We start from the raw sequence: 21,595 nt of genomic DNA on the forward strand, positions 1-21,595 counted from the left end.
CGACGCGGTGGCGAGGCGGCCGGTGGGGCCGGGCTGCCGTCGACGGGACTTGGCGGGTAACCTCCAGCTCATGTCCCGCCATGTCGCGATCGTCACCGATTCCACGGCCTATCTGCCGCCGCAGACGATGGAGCGTCACGACATCATCGCGGTGCCGTTGACCGTGGTCCTCGGCGACCAGGCGCTCGAGGAGGGCACCGAGATCTCGGCCCGCTCCCTGGCCCAGGCACTGCAGAAGCGACGATCCGTCACCACCTCCCGCCCCAGTCCCGAGCTGTTCGCGGAGACCTACCGCAAGGTGGCCGAGGCGGGCGCCACGGGCATCGTCTCGCTCCACCTGTCCGCCGAGTTCTCGGGCACGTACGACGCCGCCGTGCTCGCGGCGCGCGAGGCACCCGTGCCGGTGCGCGTCGTGGACACCGGAATGGTCGCGATGGCCCTCGGATTCTGCGCGCTGGCCGCCGCCGAGGCCGCGGAGGCGGGCGGCACGGTCGACGAGGCCGTCACGGCCGCCGAGAAGCGGGCGGCGGGTACGTCCGCGTTCTTCTACGTCGACACCCTCGACTATCTGCGCCGGGGCGGCCGGATCGGCGCGGCGCAGGCCCTGTTCGGCTCGGCGCTCGCGGTGAAGCCGCTGCTGCAGCTGGACGGCGGCCGCATCGAGCCGCTGGAGAAGGTGCGCACGGCCTCCAGGGCGATCGCCCGCCTGGAGGAGATCGTCGCCGAGCGGGCCGGTGCCGCGCCGGTCGACATCGCTGTCCACCATCTCGCCGCGCCCGAGCGGGCGTCGGCGCTCGCGGAGCGGCTCCGGGAGCGCGTTGCGGGGCTCGCCGATCTGCATGTGAGCGAGGTCGGAGCGGTCATCGGGGCGCACACGGGGCCGGGGTTGCTGGCGGCGGTTGTCTCTCCTCGGTGAGGGGTGGCGGGTGGCGGCTGAGGGGTGGTGGGTGGCGGCTCATGGGCGGTGGGTTGCCGCTTTCGGTGTGGCTTGTCGCTCGTGTGGGTGACTGAGTTATCCACAACCAGGGAGTAATCCACCGGAATTGAGCAAGATCCTCGTGGATGTGCGGGCTTGGCCCATCCTCGTCGCATGGCACTTCGATCACGTTCACGTACAGCGACAGTCACGAGTGGGCCGGGGCGGGGTCCGTCCTCCGACGGCCGCGCACGCGACCGCCCCCGGCGGCCGAGGGGCCGTGCCGGCCGCCACCGGGCCACCGCGGAGACGCTGAGGCTGCGCGCGGAGGCGCTGTTCCCGGAGAGCGCCGCTGAGCCACGGGAGTTGGGGCAGCCGCCGGGTGGGCGGAGGGGTGGGACGGCGGCTGTGGAGGCCGGGGACGCCGGGGCTCGGGATTCCGGTGCTGGGCATGCGGGGGATGAGGATGCCTGGGGTGCGGAGGGGGATGACGTCGGGGACGCCGGGGACGGGGATGCCTGGGGTGGAGGCAGCAGGACCGGGCGTGCCCGGCGTGGGGATGATGTTGCCCGTGGAGGTGGCGTCCGCCGCGATGGTGACCTTGGCCGTGGTGAGGACCTTCGCAACGGTGACGGCTTCGACAGCGGTGGTGGCGTCGGCCGGGGCGGTGGCGTGGACCCTGGCGACGGTGGTGGTGATGCCCTCGGCGGAGGCGTGAGGGACGGCTGGCGGGATCGGGTGGGGCCGGCTGTTCGGGAGCGGTTGCCGTTGTGGTTGCAGGCCCGGTGCGGCATCGAGCGCAAGAACGTGGTCGCGCTGAGCGTCGTGCTGGTCGTCGCCGCGGTGTTCGCGGGGCAGCACTTCTGGGCCGGCCGGACCCAACCGGTCAGCGCACCCGAGGTGGTGCGGGCGGGAGCCCCGTCGGCTGCGTCGGCCCCGGCGGCGTCGTTCGGTGAGGACGGCGGTGGTCCGGCGGAGGGAGCGGGGGTTCCTACCGGAGCCGGTGCGCCCACGGCCGGCCCCTCGATCGTCGTCGACGTCAGCGGTAAGGTCCGCCGCCCCGGCATCCAACGGCTGCCCGCCGGCTCCCGTGTGGCCGACGCGCTACGGGCCGCGGGCGGAGTGCGGCCGGGTGCGAACACCGACGGGCTGAACCGCGCCCGCCTCCTCGTCGACGGGGAGCAGGTCCTGGTCGGCGGTCCGGCAGCGGCGACAGGGGCGGGTGCGGGCGCGGGTGCCGGCTCGGGGGCGGGTGGTGTCGGCGCGGCCGGATCCGGGGCTGGGTCCGGGGGAACGGTGGCCGGAGCGGGCCCCGCGGCGCCGGTCTCGCTCAACACCGCCACCGCGGAGCAACTCGACACGCTGCCCGGAGTGGGTCCCGTCCTCGCGCAGCACATCATCGCCTACCGCACCGAACACGGCGGCTTCCGCTCCGTCGACGAACTGCGCGAGGTGAACGGCATCGGTGACCGCCGCTTCGCCGACCTGCGGAACCTCGTACGGCCATGAGCGCGCCGGAGACAGGGGCACCGGTGCCCGCCGATGCGCGGGTCGGGGCGCGTGCCGAGTCGCGTACCGGGGTGGGGCGGGCGACTCCCCGCCGTCCGGACGTGCACGCGGCCTCCGCGCACCGGCTCGGTGTCGCCCATCCGAGACAGGAGGGCCCGACGGACCTTCGTCTCGTGCCACCGGCGCTGGCGGCGTGGGGGACGGCGGCGCTGATGGTGCACGCCTCGACCGGGTGGATCGTCGGCGTGGTCGTGGTCAGCCTGGTCGTGGGGCTCGGGCTGCTCGTGGCCCATCGAGGGCGCGGGCGGGCGCTGCGGGGCGGGCGGCAGGCACGTGTGAGGCCGGACGCTCGGATCGTGCGGCAGCCTCGCGGGGGGTCGGAAGCTCGGATCGTGCGGCAGCCACCCGTGAGGTCGGAACCTTGGGCCGAGCGGCAGCCTCGTATGAGGCCGGAACGCCGAGTGACGCCGGAGCCCCGGGTGGGCGGCCCGGAGTCCCAGGTGGGCCCGGACCCACGGGCGGGCCCGGAGCCGAGGGGCGGCCCCGAGTCGCAGGTGGGCCCCGAGTCGCAGGTGGGCCCCGAGTCGCAGGTGGGCCCCGAGTCGCTGGTGAGCCGGGGCCCTGCCCGTCTGTTGTCCTGCTCCGCAGGGGCGAAGGTGTCCGTGGCCGCGGTGTTGCTCTGTGTCGCCGCCTCGGCTGTCTCCGCCGGGCTGCACGGGGCGGATCTGCGGCGTGGCCCGGTTCCACGGCTGGCCGAGCGGTACGCGTCGGTCACCGCTGAGGTCGAGCTGACGTCCGACCCCCGGCTCACCCGCCCGCGGATCAACGGCAACCACGCCACCCCGACGGCCGTGCTCCTCCAGGCCGAGGTCCGGAGGGTGAGGGGGCCGGACGGGGCGGTCGTGGACACACGGACGCCGGTGCTGGTGATCGTCGACCTGGCACGGCGGTCGTCGGCGGGAGAGAGGGGCCGTTCGCCGTGGCTCACGCTGCTGCCGTCGACGCGGGTGCGGGTGCGCGCGCAGGCCGTACCTGCCCTGGCCGGGGGAGACCGGGTCGCTGCGGTGCTACGGGTGCGAGGGGGCGGGCCCCCGGAGGTGGTGGAGGAGGCGAGCGCGGCACAGCGGTTCGCGGGGCGGTTGCGGGAGGGGCTGCGCGAGGCGACGGACGGGCTGGACGGGGACGCGCGGGCGCTGTTGCCGGGGTTCGTCGTGGGGGACACCTCGCGGGTCCCGGCCGAGTTGGACGAGGCGTTCAAGGCGACCGACCTCACTCACCTCCTGGCGGTCAGCGGTGCCAACTTCACGATCCTGCTGGCCCTGTTCATCGGCCCGCCGGGGCTCGCCCAGCGGGCGGAGCGGCGGGGGCTCGCGCCCCGGCTGGGGATTCCGCTGCGGGCGACCGCGCTGGTCGGCGGTGCGCTGACGCTCGGCTTCATGATCGTGTGCCGGCCGGAGCCGAGCGTGGTGCGGGCGGCGGCCTGCGGGTCGATCGCGCTGCTGGCCATCGTGACGGGGCGCCGCAGATCGCTCGTGCCCGCGCTGGCGACGGCCGTGCTGCTGCTGGTGCTGTACGACCCGTGGCTCGCCCGGAGTTACGGCTTCCTGCTGTCCGTCCTGGCGACCGGGGCGTTGCTCCTGCTCGCCCCACGGTGGAGCGCGGCGCTCCAGCGGCGTCGGGTACCGTCCCGCCCGGCCGAGGCGCTGGCGGCGGCGGGGGCCGCGCAGGCGGTGTGCGCGCCGGTCGTGGTGGTGCTGTCGGCGAAGGTGAGCCTGGTGGCGGTGCCGTGCAATCTGCTGGCGGAGTTCGCCGTGGCGCCGGCGACGGTGCTGGGGTTCGCCACGCTGGCGGCGGCGCCGGTCGCGATGTCCGTGGCCGAGTGCATCGCCTGGTGCGCGAGTTGGCCCGCCGGGTGGATCGCGGACATCGCACGCACGGGGGCGTCCCTGCCGGGGGCGGGGGTGGACTGGCCGGGCAGTTGGACCGGCGCGGCACTGCTGGCCCTCGTCACGGTGGTGGCGGTGGTCGTCGGGCGGCGACTGGTGGGCCGCCCGTGGCTGGTGGGGGCCTGCCTGGTGGTGTTCCTGCTGGCCGTGGTGCAGCCGCCGCCCCTGACGAGGGTGATCACGGGATGGCCGCCGCCCGGTTGGCGGTTCGTGATGTGCGACGTGGGGCAGGGTGACGCGACCGTGCTGGCGGCGGGCGACGGCACAGGGGTGGTCGTGGACGCCGGCCCCGACCCGGTGCTGGTGGACCGCTGCCTGACGGCCCTCGGCATCACCGAGATCCCTCTCGTGGTGCTCACCCACTTCCACGCCGACCATGTGGCCGGATTGCCGGGTGTGCTGCGGGGGCGGGCGGTGGGGGCGATCGAGACGACGGGGTTCCAGGAGCCCGCGGACCAGGCCGAGTTCGTGCACAGGGAGGCAGCGGCCCGGCGGATCCCGGTGACCCGCGCCGTCGCCGGACAGGAACGGCGTACCGGGAGCCTCGCGTGGCGGGTGCTGTGGCCGCCGGGCGACGCGGCCACCCCGGACGGGCCGAACGACGCCAGTGTGACCATGCTCGTCCGCTCGGCCGGGCTGACCCTGCTGCTGCTCGGCGACCTCGAACCGCCCGCGCAGCGGGAGCTGTCGAGATCCCCGGCGGTCGCGGAGCTGGCAGCGGTGGACGTGGTGAAGGTCGCCCACCACGGTTCGGCCTACCAGGACCCGACCCTGATACGGGCGATGGCGCCGCGGCTGGCGCTCATCTCGGTGGGCGCCGACAACCCCTACGGCCACCCGGCGCCGAGCACGGTCGCGGCGCTGCGGGGCGGGGGCGCCAGGGTGCTGCGTACGGACGAGGACGGCGCGATCGCCGTCGCGGGTACGGCCGAGGAGCTGCGGGTGGCGAGAGACTGAGGTCATGGATACCGCAGAGCTGGACACCTACCTTCGCCGCATCGGAGCCGAGCACCCGGCCTGGCCCACCGTGGACGTACTGCGTGAACTGCACCTGCGCCATCTGCGGACGGTGCCGTTCGAGAACCTGTCGATCCACCTGGGGGAGGAGATCGTGCTGGAGGAGAAGCGGCTGCTCGACAAGATCGTCGGGGAGCGCAGGGGCGGCTTCTGCTACGAACTGAACGGGCTGTTCGGGGCGATGCTCGCGGCGCTGGGTTTCGACGTGACGCTGCTCGCGGCACGGGTCCACGGCGACGAGAAGCGCCTGGGCATCCCCTACGACCATCTCGCGCTGCGGGTGCGGACGGTGGACGGGGGTGACTGGCTGGCCGATGTGGGGTTCGGGTCGAACAGCCACTATCCGCTGGACTTCGGGGGGAGAGGGGAGCAGGAGGACCCGGCGGGCACGTTCCGGGTGGTGGAGGCGGACCGGCAGAGCGGGGCGCGGGAGTTCGGGGACCTGGATGTACTGCGGGACGGCAAGCCGCAGTACCGGCTGGAGGTGCGGCCGCGGGTGCTCGGGGACTTCGTGGCCGGGGCCTGGTGGCACAGCACCTCGCCGGCCTCGCGCTTCACCCGGTCGGTGATCTGCTCGCGGCTCGGTGACGACGGTGGACGGACGACGCTCAGTGGCCGCACCCTCACGGTCACGTCCCGGGAGGGCGAGAAGGAGGTGACCGAGCTGGGGACGGACGAGGAGGTCCTGGCGGTGTACCGGGAGCGGTTCGGGATGGAGTTGGGGCGGGTGCCGCAGGTGCGCGGGGCGAAGTAGCGCGGGCCCGGCCACCGGCCGGGTGGGGCGCGGACCGCCGGGCATGGGATGCCCGGCGTGGGGTGCCCGGCGTGGGCGGTGGGCGGGTCGCGGAAAATGGGGGCGTGAGCGATGTGAGACATGTGCTGGTGCTGCCCGATCGTGACGCGGCGGAAGAGGCGGCGCAGGCCCTCGGGGAACGGTTCGGGCTGAAGGAGGAGCCCCAGCTGGTGCGGGACGCGCTGGCCGGGGAGGACGACGCGGAGGACGCCCAGTGGCTGCTGGTGCTGCGCGACGAGGACGGGCGGCTCGATCCGGTGGCGCTGGACGAGTTCGCGGGGGAGTGGGAGGGGTGGCGTGAGGAGCCGTAGGGCTCGTTGTCGGTGCCCCGTGGGATGCTGTGCGTGATGGCCAAGAAGACCGCTCACGATGATCCCCTCGCTTCTGTCACCCTCGCCGTGGGGCAGGAGGAGTTGCTGCTCGACCGGGCCGTGCAGGAGGTGGTGGCCGCCGCCAGGGCCGCCGACGCCGACACAGATGTGCGGGACCTCACCTCGGACCAGTTGCAGCCCGGCACGCTCGCCGAGCTGACGAGTCCCTCGCTGTTCGCCGAGCGGAAGGTCGTGGTCGTGCGCAACGCGCAGGACCTGTCGGCCGACACCGTCAAGGACGTGAAGGGGTACCTGGGCTCCCCGGCCGAGGAGATCACCCTCGTGCTGCTGCACGCGGGCGGAGCCAAGGGCAAGGGGCTGCTGGACGCGGCGCGCAAGGCGGGGGCGCGGGAGGTGGCCTGCCCGAAGATGACGAAGCCGGCGGAGCGGCTGGCGTTCGTGCGGGGGGAGTTCCGCGCGCTCGGGCGGTCCGCGACACCGGAGGCGTGCCAGGCGCTGGTCGACGCGATCGGAAGCGATCTGCGGGAGCTGGCTTCGGCGGCGTCGCAGTTGGTCGCCGATGTCGAGGGGACCATCGACGAGGCCGTGGTCGGGCGGTACTACACGGGTCGGGCCGAGGCGTCGAGCTTCGAGGTCGCCGACCGGGCCGTCGAGGGACGGGCGGCGGAGGCGCTGGAGGCGCTCAGGTGGTCGCTGTCCACCGGGGTGGCGCCGGTGTTGATCACCAGCGCGCTGGCGCAGGGTGTCCGGGCGATCGGGAAGCTGTCGTCCGCGCGGGGCGGCAGGCCGGCGGACCTGGCGCGGGAGCTGGGCATGCCGCCGTGGAAGATCGACCGGGTGCGGCAGCAGATGCGGGGGTGGACACCGGAAGGGGTCGCCGTCGCGATGCGGGCCGTCGCCGAGGCCGACGCCGGGGTCAAGGGCGGCGGGGACGACCCCGAGTACGCGCTGGAGAAGGCGGTCGTGACCATCGCCCGGGCGGCGCGTTCCCGCCGGGGGTGAGTCCGCCGACCTCGCCAGGGCGCGGCGCCCGCTGCCGTGCGTGCCCGCTGCCGTGCCGTTGTGACTTCTCGCGCGTTCGCCGCGCCCCGGCGCCCCGGCGCCCCGGCGCCCCGGCGCCCCCGAGCGCTGAGGGCCCTCGTCTCACGGCTCCCGGGTGTCCCGGGGCCCCGGCCCGGCACGACGCGCGCACCGGCACGACCCGCACCAGCCCCCAACGCGAAGACCCCGTGGCCCTCCCTGGGGAAGGGAGGGCCACGGGGTCTTCGTTTCACGATGGTGGACTTGCACCCGCGTGGCGAACGCAGGCCGCGTGCAGGTCCGGGGGTGCCGGGCGGGAGCGGATGAGAGAGGGCCCGCTACGGGTCCGTCCGGCGGTCAGATCAAAGGTGAAGCTCAGCCCTTGAGGGAAGCGACCTTGGAAGCAAGCGCCGACTTCTTGTTGGCGGCCTGGTTCTTGTGGATGACGCCCTTCGAGACGGCCTTGTCGAGCTGACGCGCGGCAGCGCGCTGGTACTCGGTGGCCTTCTCGGCGTCACCCGCGGCAGCGGCCTCACGGGCCTTGCGGATCGCGGTCTTGAGCGACGACTTGACGGCCTTGTTGCGCAGGCGCGCCTTCTCGTTGGTCTTGTTCCGCTTGATCTGGGACTTGATGTTCGCCACGAATGAGCCTTCTCAGCTACTGGCGACCGAGGACACGCAGGCATGCGGACCCCGGGCACCTTTGGTTTTCTTTGGGATGTGCCTCCTGCAGAGAGGGCATGAGACACAGCCACCCAGGCTACCAGTGGCTCCGCGAGTGGCCCAAACCCGCCCCAGCCCCGCGCCCGTGGGACCATGGAGCCTACGCATAGACCCGGTAGACCCCGTTCGTACAGACCCGCTAGATCCGACCCGAGACCGCAGACGGCTGCGGACGCCTCAAGAATCAGGACCCTGCGTGCCCGCGATCCCTAGCCATGTGCCCGAGCCGAGCCGTACCGACCCGGCTCTGATCCGCAATTTCTGCATCATCGCGCACATCGACCACGGCAAGTCCACGCTCGCCGACCGGATGCTCCAGTTGACCGGTGTGGTCGAGCAGCGGCAGATGCGTGCTCAGTACCTCGACCGCATGGACATCGAGCGTGAGCGCGGTATCACGATCAAGTCCCAGGCGGTGCGTCTGCCCTGGGCGCCGACCGGCGACCCGGGCAACACGCACATCCTCAACATGATCGACACCCCCGGGCACGTCGACTTCACCTACGAGGTGTCACGGTCGCTGGCCGCCTGCGAGGGGACCGTCCTCCTCGTGGACGCCGCGCAGGGCATCGAGGCGCAGACCCTCGCCAACCTGTACCTGGCGATGGAGAACGACCTCACGATCATCCCGGTCCTCAACAAGATCGACCTGCCGGCCGCCCAGCCGGAGAAGTTCGCCGAGGAGCTCGCCAACCTCGTCGGGTGCGACCCCGACGACGTGCTGCGGGTCTCCGCCAAGACGGGTGTCGGGGTCGACGCGCTGCTCGACAGGGTCGTCGCCGATGTCCCCGCCCCGGTCGGCGTCAAGGACGCCCCGGCCCGCGCGATGATCTTCGACTCGGTGTATGACTCGTACCGCGGCGTGGTCACGTACGTCCGGGTCATCGACGGGCAGCTCAACAAGCGTGAGCGCATCCGGATGATGTCGACGGGCGCCACCCACGAGCTGCTGGAGATCGGTACGAACTCGCCCGAGATGCTGGGGGCCGACGGCCTCGGCGTCGGTGAGGTGGGCTACCTCATCACCGGTGTGAAGGACGTCCGCCAGTCCAAGGTCGGTGACACCGTCACCAGCCAGCAGAAGGGCGCCACCGAGGCCCTCGGCGGGTACAAGGACCCCAAGCCCATGGTCTTCTCCGGGCTGTATCCGCTGGACGGCTCCGACTACCCCGAGCTGCGCGAGGCCCTCGACAAGCTCCAGCTCAACGACGCCGCGCTCGTCTACGAGCCGGAGACGTCCGCCGCGCTCGGCTTCGGTTTCCGTGTCGGCTTCCTCGGGCTGCTGCACCTCGACGTGATCCGCGAGCGGCTCGAGCGCGAGTTCGGGCTCGACCTGATCGCCACCGCGCCGAACGTGGTCTACCGCGTCGTGATGGAGGACGGCACCGAGCACACCGTCACCAACCCGAGCGAGTTCCCCGAGGGCAAGATCAACGAGGTGTACGAGCCCGTCGTACGCGCCACGATCCTCGCGCCCACCGAGTTCATCGGCTCGATCATGGAGCTGTGCCAGACCCGGCGCGGCACCCTGCTGGGCATGGACTACCTCTCCGAGGACCGCGTCGAGATCCGCTATACGCTGCCCCTGGCGGAGATCGTCTTCGATTTCTTCGACCAGCTGAAGTCGAAGACCCGCGGCTACGCCTCGCTGGACTACGAGCCCACCGGCGAGCAGACGTCCTCCCTGGTCAAGGTCGACATCCTGCTGCACGGCGACAAGGTGGACGCGTTCTCCGCGATCACCCACAAGGACGCCGCGTACGCGTACGGGGTGCGGCTCGTCGCCAAGCTGCGCGAGCTGATCCCGCGCCAGGCCTTCGAGGTGCCGATCCAGGCCGCCATCGGCTCCCGGGTCATCGCCCGCGAGACCATCCGCGCCATCCGCAAGGACGTCCTCGCCAAGTGCTACGGCGGTGACATCTCCCGGAAGCGGAAGCTGCTGGAGAAGCAGAAGGAGGGCAAGAAGCGGATGAAGATGGTGGGCTCTGTGGAAGTTCCGCAGGAGGCCTTCATCGCCGTGCTGTCCAGTGACGACAGCGCCGGCGGAGCCAAGGGCAAGAAGTAGCCACCCGCGGGGATCTCCGCAGGTGCCTGCGGTAGCCGTTGTTACCCCCGGAAACTTGGGCAGGATGCGGGCCCGTCGCGTTTCGGCGCGGCGGGCCCGCATGTCTTCGGGGCGCGGCGGCCGCGTGCTCGTACGGTCGTTCTCGGTGAAAAGTGACGGCCCGCCGCCCCTTACGAACCAGCCAACCTCGCTCTACCCTGATCACCACTCGATGGTTACTCGCGAGTTAAACAACAGCCGCTTTGAGCCAGCCGCACAGTCCATGCTGACCCTGCCGCACTGTCGCGGGCCCCGGAGGATGTCGTGAGCGACACACAGACCCTGATCGAGAACCGACCGCCGTCCATGGCGGCCCTCTTCCTGGAGCGCGTGGCGGCCACGCCCGACGCGGAGGCATTCCGCTACCCGGTGCCGCCGGCCTCGGGCCAGGGTCCTTCGGACTGGAAGCCGCTGACCTGGGCGGAGGCAGCCGCGCGCGTCGACGCCATCGCGGCCGGGCTGGTCGAGCTGGGCGTACAGCCGGAGGAACGCATCGCGCTGTCCTCCGCCACCAGGATCGAGTGGATCCTGTGCGACCTCGGCATCATGTGCGCCGGCGCCGCCAATACGACGATCTACCCGTCGACCAACGCCGAGGAATCGGCGTACATCCTGTCCGACTCGGCGAGCAAGGTCCTCATCGCGGAGAACGCCGAGCAGCTTCAGAAGGCGCGGGAGAAGAAGGCCGAGCTGCCCGAGCTGACCCATGTGATCGTCATCGACCCCGAGGGCGCCGACCTCTCGGAGGACTGGATCCTCTCGCTGGCCGAGCTGGAGAAGCGCGGGACGGCGTACCTGGAGAAGAAGCCCGACCTGATCAAGGAGAAGGTCGGCGCGATCACCAAGGACCAGCTCGCCACCCTCATCTACACCTCGGGGACCACCGGCCGCCCCAAGGGTGTGCGCCTCCCGCACGACAACTGGGCGTACATGGGCAAGGCCATCGCCGCGACCGGTCTGCTCGGCGCGGAGGACGTGCAGTACCTGTGGCTGCCGCTCGCGCACGTCATGGGCAAGGTGCTGCTGTCCGGGCACATCGAGGTCGGGCACATCACCGCCGTCGACGGCCGGGTCGACAAGATCATCGAGAATCTGCCGGTCGTGCGGCCGACGTACATGGCCGCGGTGCCGCGCATCTTCGAGAAGGTCTACAACGGGGTCGCCGCGAAGGCCCGCGAGGGCGGCGCCGCCAAGTACAAGATCTTCCAGTGGGCGTCCGAGGTCGCCCGCGAGTACGCCAAGGTCAGCCAGGACAACTTCCGCCGCACCGGCACCGCGTCCGTGCCGTTCGGGCTGGGGGCCAAGCACAAGGTCGCCGACGCGCTGGTCTACAAGAAGCTGCGTGAGGCGTTCGGCGGGCGGCTGCGCGCCTGTATCTCCGGTTCGGTGGCTCTGGCACCCGAGATCGGCTTCTTCTTCGCCGGCGCGGGCATCCCCATCCTGGAGGGCTACGGCCTGACCGAGTCCTCCGCGGCGTCGTTCCTCAACCCCGGTGAGGCGTTCCGCACCGGGACGGTCGGCAAGCCGCTCCCCGGCTGCGAGGTGCGCATCGCGGACGACGGCGAGATCCTGCTGCGCGGCCCCGGCATCATGGAGGGCTACCACGGGCTGCCGGACAAGACCGCCGAGGTCCTGGAGGCGGACGGCTGGTTCCACACCGGTGACATCGGTGAGCTGTCGCCCGACGGGTACCTGCGGATCACCGACCGCAAGAAGGACCTGTTCAAGACCTCCGGCGGCAAGTACATCGCGCCGACCGAGATCGAGGGCCAGTTCAAGGCGCTGTGCCCGTTCACGTCCAACGTCATGGTCATCGGTGCCGACCGCAACTTCTGCACGGCCCTCATCGCCCTCGACGAGCCGGCCCTCCTCGGCTGGGCCAAGGAGAACGGCTTGGAGGGCAAGTCGTACGAGCAGATCATCGCGGCTCCGGCCACGGTGGAGCTCATCGAGGGGTACGTCACCCGGCTCAACCAGGGGTTGCAGCGGTGGCAGACCGTCAAGAAGTTCCGTCTGCTGCCGCGGGACCTGGACGTCGAGCACGGTGAGCTGACGCCGAGCCTGAAGCTGAAGCGGCCGGTGGTGGAGAAGGAGTACCAGCACCTCATCGACGAGATGTACGCGGGAACCCGGGAGAAGTAGCGAGGTCAGCTGCCCTGGTCCCTGGTCACCAGGGAACGGAGTTCCTGGACCTGTATGCGGGCCTCCGCCAGGTCCGGGGACTCCTCGGACAGCTGTTTCTCCAGTGCGCTCAGGCGGGACAGGACCTGTTCCGCCTGTTCCCTCTGCCGTGCCCGCAGGGCCTCCAGCTTGCGGGTCTTGCGGTGCAGCTCCAGGAAGACGCTGACCTTCGCGCGGAGGACCCAGGGGTCGAAGGGCTTGGTCAGATAGTCGGCGGCGCCGGTGGCGTATCCGCGGAAGGCGTAGCCCATCTCGGCGTCCGTGCCGGTGAGGAAGATGATCGGGACGTCCTTGGTCTGGTCGAGGCGCTTGAGGTTGGCCGCGGTCTCGAAACCGTCCATACCCGGCATACGGATGTCCAGGAGGACGACGGCGAAGCGCTGCCGCAGCAGGGCCTTCATGGCCTCCTCGCCGGAACGGGCCCGTACCAGCGGCTCGTTGAGCGATGCCAGGACGGCCTCCAGCGCGATCAGGTTGTCCTCCATGTCGTCGACGAGGAGGATGCCCGCGCGTCCGTCGGTCCGGTCCTGAGTGGTCATGGTGAGGGTGCCTCGTTCTCTTCGGTGCGTTTCTCGGGCGACGGCTCGACGCCCTCCGGGTCCAGGACGGCGCACACCACGGTGAGCAACTGGTCGACGTCCACCGGCTTGGGTACGTAGTCGTTGGCGCCCCGGGCGATGGACTTCTCGCGGTCGCCGGGCATCGCCTTCGCGGTCAGCGCGACGATGGGCAGACCGGCCCAGCGGGGCGTGCGACGGATGGCGGAGATCGTCTCGTAGCCGTCCATCTCCGGCATCATGATGTCCATCAGGACCAGCTCGACGTCCGGGTTGCGCTCCAGGGTCTCGATGCCCTCCCGCCCGTTCTCCGCGTACAGGACCGGCATGCCGACCCGGCCGAGGACATGGGTGAGCGCGAAGACGTTGCGGATGTCGTCGTCCACGATCAGCACCCGCCGGCCGGGGAGGATCTGGCCCGCGCGCCCCGCCTTCCACGCCTCCAGCTTGGTGGGCGCGGGCCAGGTGTCGTCCTCGGGGGCGGCCGGGTACGGCTCGGCCGCCGGCTGGTCGGGGATCAGCGCCGTGGCGGGGTTCTCGGGGCCGCCGGTCACCGTGTGGCCGGGGCTGAAGACGGGCACGTACAGCGTGAACGTCGAGCCCCTGCCGGGGATGCTCTCGGCGATGATGCGGCCGCCCAGCAGGCCCGCGATCTCCCGGCTGATGGACAGCCCGAGGCCGGTGCCGCCGTACTTGCGGTTCGTGGTGCCGTCGGCCTGCTGGAACGCCTCGAAGATCACCGGCAGTTTCTCCGGCGCGATACCGATGCCGGTGTCGGACACTGCGAACGCGATCACCTCGTCGGTGTCCTCACGGGCGTAGCGGTGCTCGGGGTCCTTCACGCGGTTGACGGTCAGCTCGACCCTGCCGGACGCGGTGAACTTGATCGCGTTGGACAGCAGGTTGCGCAGGATCTGCTGGAGGCGCTGCTCGTCCGAGTACATCTCGCGCGGTACGTCCTCGCCGACCGTGACCTCGAAGGCCAGGCCTCGGTCGAGGGTGAGCGGGCGGAACGTGGCGTGGACGTAGTCCAGCAGCTTGATGAGCGGCAGCCGCTTGGGCCGTACGTCCATCCGGCCCGCCTCGATCTTCGACAGGTCCAGGATGTCGTTGATCAGCTGGAGGAGGTCGGAGCCCGAGCGGTGGATCGTCGACGCGAACTGCACCTCCTGGTCGGAGAGATGGCCGTCCGGGTTGTCGGAGAGCAGACGCGCCAGGATGAGCAGCGAGTTGAGCGGTGTGCGCAGCTCGTGCGACATGTTGGCCAGGAACTCCGACTTGTACTGGGAGGAGGTCGCGAGCAGGGCCGCCTTCTCCTCCAGTTCGGCGTTCGAGCGCTGGAGTTCCGCCTGCTGCTTCTGGAGTTCGTCGGAGCGTTCCTGGAGCTGCATGGCCAGGCGCTGGGACTCTCCGAGGAGGGACTCCGTGCGGGAGTTGGCGATGATGGTGTTGATCGCGACGCCGATGGTGTTCACGAACTGGTCGAAGAACGCCAGATGGACGTCCGAGAAGCGGGAGAACGAGGCGAGTTCGATCACACCGAGGAGCTTGTCCTCGAAGAGGATCGGGATGATGACCACGCTGGACGGGGCCGCCTCCCCGAGACCGCTGTTGATCTTGATGTAGTCGGGCGGTGTCTGCTCGACCAGGATCCGCTTCTTCTCGCGGGCCGCCTGGGCGACGAGCCCGTGCACGGGCAGACCGCCGGTCTCGACCGTCGCGTCCTGCGCCGACCCGTAGCCCGCGATGAAGGCGAGGCCCTTGCCGGGGGCCACCGTGCGCAGCGCCGCCCCGTCCTGGTCGGGGTCGGCCAGGTAGAAGGCGCCGTACTGGGCCTTCACCAGCGGCGTCAGCTCGCGCAGGATCAGATCGGCGACCTCCATCAGATCGCGGTGGCCCTGCATCAGGGCGGCGAGGCGGGCGAGGTTGGACTCCAGCCAGTCCTTCGCGCGGGTCGTCTCACGGAGGTTGGCCACCATCAGGTTGATGTTGTCCTTCAGCTCGGCGACCTCGCCGCGCGCCTCCACCGTGATCGAACGGGACATGTCGCCCTGGGCCACGGCCGACGCCACCTCGGCGATGGCGCGGACCTGGGTGGTCAGGTTCAGCGCGAGTTCGTTCACGTTCGTCGTGAGGCGTTTCCAGGTGCCGTACACGCCCTCGACCCGCGCCTGCCCGCCGAGTTGGCCCTCCGAGCCGACCTCGCGGGCGACGCGGGTGACCTCGGAGGAGAACGACGAGAGCGTGTCGACCATGGTGTTGATGGCGGTCTTGAGTTCGAGGATCTCGCCGCGCGCGTCCACGTCGATCTTCTTGGAGAGGTCGCCGTTGGCGACGGCCGTCGTCACCTGGGCGATGTTGCGGACCTGCGAGGTCAGGTTGTCGGCCATGGAGTTGACGTTGTCGGTCAGGTCCCGCCACACACCGGACACGCCCAGCACCTGGGCGCGCCCGCCGAGCCGGCCGTCGGTGCCGACCTCGCGGGCCACCCGCGTCACCTCGTCGGCGAACGCCCGCAGTTGCTCCACCATCGTGTTGACGGTGTCCTTCAGCTCCAGGATCTCGCCGCGCGCGTCGACGGTGATCTTCTTGGAGAGGTCGCCGTTGGCGACGGCGGTCGTCACCTGGGCGATGTTGCGAACCTGGGAGGTCAGGTTCAGGGCCATGAAGTTGACGTTGTCGGTGAGGTCCTTCCAGACCCCTGAGACTCCTCTGACCTGCGCCTGACCACCGAGGTTGCCTTCGGTGCCGACTTCGCGGGCGACGCGGGTGACCTCGTCGGCGAAGGCGGAGAGCTGGTCGACCATGGTGTTGATCGTCGACTTCAGCTCCAGGATCTCGCCCTTCGCCTCGACCGTGATCTTCTTGCCGAGATCGCCCTGGGCGACGGCCGTGGAGACGAGGGCGATGTTGCGGACCTGCGAGGTCAGGTTGTCCGCCATGAAGTTGACGTTGTCGGTGAGGTCCTTCCAGACGCCGGAGACTCCTCTGACCTGGGCCCGGCCGCCGAGGTTGCCTTCGGTGCCGACTTCGCGGGCGACGCGGGTGACCTCGTCGGCGAAGGCGGAGAGCTGGTCGACCATGGTGTTGATCGTCGACTTCAGCTCCAGGATCTCGCCCTGCGCGTCGACCGTGATCTTCTGGCTCAGATCGCCGTTGGCGACGGCGGTGGTGACCTGGGCGATGTTGCGGACCTGCGAGGTCAGGTTCGACGCCATGAAGTTGACGTTGTCGGTGAGGTCCTTCCACACCCCCGAGACCCCTCTGACCTGCGCCCGGCCGCCCAGCTGGCCCTCGGTGCCGACCTCGCGGGCCACCCGCGTCACCTCGTCGGCGAACGCGGACAGCTGGTCCACCATCGTGTTCACGGTGAGCTTCAGTTCGAGCAACTCGCCGGTCGCCTCGACCGTCACCGTACGGGTGAGATCGCCGCGGGCGACGGCCGTGGTCACCAGGGCGATGTCCCGGACCTGCGCGGTCAGTCGGGAGGCCATCGTGTTGACCGCTTCGGTCACATCCCGCCAACTGCCGGACAGACCACGCACCTTGGCCCGGCCGCCGAGCCGTCCCTCGGTGCCGACCTCGCGGGCCACCCGGGTCACCTCGCCGGTGAACAGCGACAACTGGTCCACCATCTTGTTGACCGCTCGGCCCAACCGGCGTAAGTCGCCGCGCAGTTGCCGGTTGCCGTCGTGCAGGTCGACACGCTGGGTCAGATCGCCGCCGGCCACCGCGTCCAGCACCCGCGTGGCGTTCACCGCGGGGGCGACCAGCGCGTCGAGCGTCTGGTTCACGTCGTCGACGCGGGTCGCCCAGGCGCCCTGGCCGGGGCTGGCCGAGAGCCGCTCGTCCAGTCGGCCGTGCCGCACCAACTCCCGCTTCACGCGCTGCACTTCGCCGCCGAAGTGCGTGCTGCGGTCGATGATCTGGTTGAAGAGGGCGCACAGCTCCGCGACCGGCGCGGGACCCGTCTCCGGGGTCTTGATGAAGGTGCCGTCGCGCGCCGCGGTCATGGCGGCGGCGAGCGCACGGAGGTCGGACGCCTGGATCAGTCCGTCCGTTCCGCTGTCTTTCCGACCGTCTTCGAGCGCCCGCGTAGCACTGTTCTCACTCATGGTTGCCCACTTCGGTGACTCGGCGCTTATGAGCGTGGCCAGTCTGTCACTCTGTCCGTGCCGCCTGAGGCCTATTCGTCCGAACTTCTCAGGGAGCCGCTCAGTGGGGGCCATTCCGACGCAACGGGAGACCGTGCCGCGTTCTCCCGATGCGCCCGCGCGTCCGGAGGGCGGGAGCGCCCCCGCGGGCTACGCCGGCGCGGCCTACGTCGGCTCCGTACGCGCCGGGGCCGACCGGCGCGCGGTGGCGCGGCTGTCGTTGCCGGGTGGGCCGCTCGCGCCCGGAGCCGCCCGGCGCTTCGTCGGCAGCGCGCTCCAGGAGTGGGCGGACCTCGAACTCCCGGGCGCGGACGCGTTCGGCGGCCGACTGGTCGAGGACGTGCTCGTCGTGGTCAGCGAGCTGGTCACCAACGCGGTCGTCCACGCCGGTACCGATGTCGAACTGCTGTGCCGCTACGACCGCGACGACGGCACCGCCTCAGGCTGGCTCGTCGTCGAGGTCTCCGACCACCATCCCTCCCGCGCGGTACGCGACGAGGGCGCCGCCCGCCCGTACCTCGTCGAACGTCCTTACGGCGCCGCCGAGTACGGCCGGGGCCTGCGCCTCGTCGCGGCGGTCTCCGAGGCATGGGGCATCACGTATCGGACCGGCACGAAGACGGTCTGGGCCCGGCTGTCGGTGGATGGGGCGCTGGCGGTGGACGGGACGCCGGTGGAGGGCGGGGGGTCGGGGGCGGGGGCGCACGCCGGGCCCGAGGGTGGGGGCGCGGGGGCGTACGCCGTGGGGTCTGGACCGGGGCTCGGGGGCGAGCCGGGTCTTGGGTGTGAGGGTGACGGCTCGGGCCTGGTCGGGCCTGGTGGCCCGGACGGCTTTGTGGAGACGGTGGGTTCGCTTGCCCCTGAGCCGGTCGCCCCGGGCGGTTCCGTCGGCGTGGTCGGTCCGGTCGATCCGGACGGCTTTGTGGACACGGTGGGTTCGCTTGCCCCTGAGCCGGTCGCCCCGGGCGGTTCCGTCGGCGTGGTCGATCCGGTCGGTCCGGTCGACTCCGTGAACCTGGTCGGCTCCATGAGCCCGGTCGGCTCCGACGCCTTCCGTGACCCCGGTGACTCCACCGGGCTTCCCGGCCCCGTCGACCGAGGGCCGGCCGATCTCATCGCGCCGGTTCCGCGGCGTGGGGTGGAGGGGGACCGGGAGTGGCTGAACCGGGGCGCCCTCTCGTTCCTCGCCGAGGCGTCCGACCTGCTCGCCGGTCAGCTCGACGAGGACCTGGTCGCCGCACTCGCCGGACAGCTGCTGGTGCCCCGCCTCGCCGACTGGTGCGCGGTGTGGCTGGAGGACGAGACCCTCGGCTGGCGCGGCTCCGACGGCTCGCTCGGCCCCGCGCCCCGGCTCGCCCGGGTCTGGCACGGCAGCGAGAACCGCATCGAGGACCTCCGCAGGGCCCTGGAGAAGGACCCGCCGAGGCTCCCCGAGTCGGTGCGGTCGCGCGCGGTGCCGGTGCCGTGGCCGCGGATGGGGGACGCCGGGGCCGTGGCGGACACGGGTGCGGCTGCGGGTTCGGGTGCCTCGGCGACCTCGGGTGCCTCGGCGACCTCGGGTGCCTCGGCAACCACAAAGACCCCGGCGGCTTCGGCGGTCAAGGCGGCTGCGGCGGCGACTACGGGCGCGCCGGAGAATACCGGCGCTCCGCGAAGCTCGGGCGCCCCAGGGAGTACAGGTGCGCCCGTAAGCACAGGCGCACCCGGAAGCGCGGCCGCGGTCGAGCCGGCCCCCGCGTCGCGGCGGGCAGGCGGGTCGGGGGCGTCGTCCGAAGGCCGGGACGAAGGGGAGCCCGGAGGCGGCGTCGAGGGCGGGGCGGCGCTCGCGTACCGGCTGATCGCCGGTGGGCGGCCGCTCGGGACGCTCGTGATCGGCCGCGCCGGGCTGCTCCGTTTCCCGGACGAGTTGACCGGGCTCGTCGAGGACCTCAGCCGCCGGATCGCGCTGGCGATCGGCGCGGCCCGGCAGTACGCCCGCCAGGCCACCATCAGCCGCGTCCTTCAGCGCGGGCTGCTCCCGGGCGCGGTCGCCGAGATCCCCGGCGTCACCAGCGCCCTCGTGTACGAGCCGCGCGACAAGGGCGGGCCCAGCGGTGACTTCTACGACCTGTTCCCGGCGGGCCGGGGCCGCTGGTGCTTCGCACTCGGCGACGTCCAGGGCAAGGGCCCCGAGGCCGCCGTCGTCATCGGCCTCGCCCGCCCCTGGCTCCGGCTGCTCGCCCGCGAGGGCTACGGCGTCGCCGACGTACTCGACCGCCTCAACCAGCTCCTCCTCGACGACGCGACAGAGACGGCCGACGCCGCCGCGCGGGCCCTGGTCACGGCGGGCGACCCCGGCCTCGTCGACCCCGAGGCCTCCCAGACCCGCTTCCTGTCCCTCCTCTACGGAGAACTCGTCCCCTTCGACGGCGGCGTCCGCTGCACCCTCGCCTCCGCCGGGCATCCGCTGCCGCTGCTCCTCGGGCCCGACGGCGACGTACGCGCCGTGGCCGAGCCACAGACCCTGCTCGGGGTGATCGAGGACGCGGAGTACGTCTCCGAGACCTTCGAGCTACGCCCCGGCGACACGCTGCTCAGCGTCACCGACGGGGTGACCGAGCGGCGCAGCGGGCCCGTGATGTTCGACGACGGCGACGGCCTCGCGAGCGCGCTGGCCGGCTGCGCCGGGCTCAGCGCCGAGCTGATCGCCGAACGGATCCGTCGACTCGTGCACGAGTTCGGCCAGGGTGCCCCGGAGGACGACCTGGCGCTGCTGGTGCTCCAGGCGGAGTAGACGCCGCGCCGGTGCTGGACAATGGAACGCATGCCTTCCGCACTTCCCGACGGTGAGCCCGTTCCCGACGACGGGGCGCTGCCCGCGCACGCCCTGGCCGGGGCGGCCGAGCGGCCCCTCGGGTTCTATCTGCACGTCCCGTACTGCGCGACCCGCTGCGGGTACTGCGACTTCAACACCTACACCGCGACCGAGCTGCGCGGCACCGGTGGTGTGCTCGCGTCCCGCGACAACTACGCGGACACCGTCGTCGACGAGATCCGCCTCGCCCGCAAGGTCCTCGGCGACGACCCGCGGCCCGTCCGCACGGTCTTCGTCGGCGGCGGTACCCCCACGCTGCTGGCCGCCGACGATCTCGTACGGATGCTCGGGGCGATCCGGGACGAGTTCGGGCTCGCGGACGACGCCGAGGTGACGACGGAGGCGAACCCGGAGTCCGTGGACCCCGGGTACCTGGCGACACTGCGGGCCGGCGGCTTCAACCGGATCTCCTTCGGTATGCAGAGCGCCCGGCAGCACGTGCTGAGGATCCTCGATCGGACGCACACACCGGGGCGCCCCGAGGCGTGTGTCGCGGAGGCGCGCGCGGCCGGGTTCGAGCACGTCAACCTCGACCTGATCTACGGCACGCCCGGCGAGTCCGACGACGACTGGCGGGCCTCCCTGGACGCGGCGCTCGGCGCCGGGCCGGACCACCTCTCGGCGTACGCGCTGATCGTCGAGGAGGGCACCCAGCTCGCGCGGCGGATCCGGCGGGGCGAGGTGCCGATGACGGACGACGACGTGCACGCCGACCGCTATCTGATCGCCGAGGAGATGCTCTCGGCCGCGGGCTTCGACTGGTACGAGGTCTCCAACTGGGCGACCTCCGACGCCGGCCGGTGCCTGCACAACGAGCTGTACTGGCGCGGCGCGGACTGGTGGGGCGCCGGCCCCGGCGCGCACAGCCATGTCGGCGGCCTGCGCTGGTGGAACGTCAAGCACCCCGGCGCGTACGCGGGCGCGCTGGCGGCGGGGAGGTCGCCGGGAGCGGGGCGGGAGGTGCTGTCGGACGAGGACCGCCGGGTGGAGCGGATCCTGCTGGAGCTGAGGCTGAGGGAGGGCGTGCCGCTGGACCTGTTGCGGGAGGCCGGCCGCGCGGCCGCGCGCCGGGCGCTCACGGACGGGCTCCTGGCGAAGGAGCCGTACGAGGAAGGGCGCGCCGTACTGACCCTCCGCGGCCGCCTCCTCGCCGACGCGGTCGTCCGAGACCTCGTCGACTGACCGACCATGAGCCGCCGACCGACCCCGAGCGGGCCGCCCCGGCCACCCCACGCGTCTGCCGGGAGACTGTGATCTCGCGGCCGCGGGTCGGTTTGTGGCCGGTCGCGCAGTTCCCCGCGCCCCTTTGCCGCATGGGTGGCGCCCGGCGCGCTCAAGTGGCGCGTGCCGCGCTGCGGGCCCCCGCCGGCCGACCGGCCGGCCGTCGCCGACCGGGCCGCCCTCGTCGGCCGCCCCGCCGTCCGTCGCGGTTCCGGCTCTCGCCGGCCGCCCGCCATCCGTCGGCCTGCGAGACCCCCGTGGGGCGACC

The 21,595-nt window shown here is 71.9% G+C and carries 13 protein-coding genes; 10 read left to right on the forward strand and 3 right to left on the reverse strand.

Annotated elements, in window-relative coordinates:
* Positions 1-70 precede the first annotated feature (70 nt).
* The 6 genes from SMA5143A_RS18870 to holA all read left to right on the forward strand — a co-directional run bounded on the left by SMA5143A_RS18870 (position 71) and on the right by holA (position 7,515).
* Complete coding sequence (locus SMA5143A_RS18870) at positions 71-916, forward strand: DegV family protein (protein WP_107464080.1); 846 nt, start codon at positions 71-73, stop codon at positions 914-916.
* Positions 917-1,684: 768 nt separating this feature from the next.
* Positions 1,685-2,425: a ComEA family DNA-binding protein gene (locus SMA5143A_RS44775; protein ID WP_375136510.1), complete on the forward strand. Its 741-nt coding sequence runs from the start codon at positions 1,685-1,687 to the stop codon at positions 2,423-2,425.
* A 443-nt stretch (positions 2,426-2,868) separates the two neighbouring features.
* Complete coding sequence (locus SMA5143A_RS18885) at positions 2,869-5,328, forward strand: ComEC/Rec2 family competence protein (RefSeq protein WP_441349506.1); 2,460 nt, start codon at positions 2,869-2,871, stop codon at positions 5,326-5,328.
* 4 nt (positions 5,329-5,332) lie between these two features.
* The gene (locus SMA5143A_RS18890; protein ID WP_107464083.1) at positions 5,333-6,142 is read left to right on the forward strand and encodes an arylamine N-acetyltransferase family protein; all 810 of its coding nucleotides are present in this window, start codon (positions 5,333-5,335) and stop codon (positions 6,140-6,142) included.
* A gap of 104 nt (positions 6,143-6,246) precedes the next feature.
* Positions 6,247-6,492, forward strand: coding sequence for a hypothetical protein (locus tag SMA5143A_RS18895; protein WP_107464084.1), 246 nt, complete (start codon positions 6,247-6,249; stop codon positions 6,490-6,492).
* A gap of 36 nt (positions 6,493-6,528) precedes the next feature.
* A complete protein-coding gene (gene holA / locus SMA5143A_RS18900; RefSeq protein ID WP_181361924.1) occupies positions 6,529-7,515 on the forward strand; it encodes a DNA polymerase III subunit delta in 987 nt (328 codons plus the stop codon).
* Positions 7,516-7,908: 393 nt separating this feature from the next.
* Here the strand turns inward: holA and rpsT are convergent, their stop codons facing one another.
* On the reverse strand, positions 7,909-8,175 hold the full coding sequence (gene rpsT, locus SMA5143A_RS18905) for a 30S ribosomal protein S20 (RefSeq protein ID WP_055515178.1): 267 nt from the start codon (positions 8,173-8,175) through the stop codon (positions 7,909-7,911).
* Positions 8,176-8,452: 277 nt separating this feature from the next.
* Between rpsT and lepA the strand changes: the two genes are divergently transcribed.
* Both lepA and SMA5143A_RS18915 read left to right on the forward strand, forming a co-directional pair.
* Entirely contained in the window at positions 8,453-10,321 is a 1,869-nt protein-coding gene (gene lepA, locus SMA5143A_RS18910; protein ID WP_107464086.1) for a translation elongation factor 4, read from the forward strand.
* 303 nt (positions 10,322-10,624) lie between these two features.
* A complete protein-coding gene (locus SMA5143A_RS18915; RefSeq protein ID WP_107464087.1) occupies positions 10,625-12,502 on the forward strand; it encodes an AMP-dependent synthetase/ligase in 1,878 nt (625 codons plus the stop codon).
* 5 nt (positions 12,503-12,507) lie between these two features.
* Here SMA5143A_RS18915 and SMA5143A_RS18920 read toward each other — a convergent pair whose 3' ends face one another.
* Both SMA5143A_RS18920 and SMA5143A_RS18925 read right to left on the reverse strand, forming a co-directional pair.
* Positions 12,508-13,080, reverse strand: a complete 573-nt coding sequence (locus SMA5143A_RS18920) for a response regulator (RefSeq protein ID WP_107464088.1) — start codon at positions 13,078-13,080, stop codon at positions 12,508-12,510.
* Positions 13,077-17,213: a HAMP domain-containing protein gene (locus tag SMA5143A_RS18925; RefSeq protein WP_181361925.1), complete on the reverse strand. Its 4,137-nt coding sequence runs from the start codon at positions 17,211-17,213 to the stop codon at positions 13,077-13,079. Before SMA5143A_RS18925 ends, SMA5143A_RS18920 begins: the two co-directional genes overlap by 4 nt.
* A 133-nt stretch (positions 17,214-17,346) precedes the next feature.
* On the opposite strand from SMA5143A_RS18925, the gene SMA5143A_RS43995 reads away from it, so the two are divergent.
* Together SMA5143A_RS43995 and hemW are read left to right on the forward strand one after the other, a co-directional pair.
* Positions 17,347-20,025 (forward strand): SpoIIE family protein phosphatase, encoded by a 2,679-nt coding sequence (locus SMA5143A_RS43995; RefSeq protein ID WP_375136511.1) that lies wholly within the window; start codon positions 17,347-17,349, stop codon positions 20,023-20,025.
* A gap of 30 nt (positions 20,026-20,055) precedes the next feature.
* The gene (gene hemW / locus SMA5143A_RS18945) at positions 20,056-21,288 is read left to right on the forward strand and encodes a radical SAM family heme chaperone HemW (RefSeq protein ID WP_107464089.1); all 1,233 of its coding nucleotides are present in this window, start codon (positions 20,056-20,058) and stop codon (positions 21,286-21,288) included.
* The last annotated feature ends 307 nt before the right edge of the window (positions 21,289-21,595 follow it).

Origin of the sequence: Streptomyces sp. MA5143a, from assembly GCF_900290235.1 — a bacterium.
In the GTDB taxonomy this organism is placed as follows: Bacteria; Actinomycetota; Actinomycetes; order Streptomycetales; family Streptomycetaceae; genus Streptomyces.

Coding starts and splice junctions, on each gene's coding strand:
- SMA5143A_RS18870 (WP_107464080.1), top strand. CDS start 71: ATGTCCCGCCATGTCGCGATCGTCACCGATTCCACGGCCTATCTGCCG.
- SMA5143A_RS18885 (WP_441349506.1), top strand. CDS start 2,869: ATGAGGCCGGAACGCCGAGTGACGCCGGAGCCCCGGGTGGGCGGCCCG.
- SMA5143A_RS18890 (WP_107464083.1), top strand. CDS start 5,333: ATGGATACCGCAGAGCTGGACACCTACCTTCGCCGCATCGGAGCCGAG.
- holA (WP_181361924.1), top strand. CDS start 6,529: ATGGCCAAGAAGACCGCTCACGATGATCCCCTCGCTTCTGTCACCCTC.
- SMA5143A_RS18920 (WP_107464088.1), bottom strand. CDS start 13,080: ATGACCACTCAGGACCGGACCGACGGACGCGCGGGCATCCTCCTCGTC.
- SMA5143A_RS18925 (WP_181361925.1), bottom strand. CDS start 17,213: ATGAGTGAGAACAGTGCTACGCGGGCGCTCGAAGACGGTCGGAAAGAC.
- hemW (WP_107464089.1), top strand. CDS start 20,056: ATGCCTTCCGCACTTCCCGACGGTGAGCCCGTTCCCGACGACGGGGCG.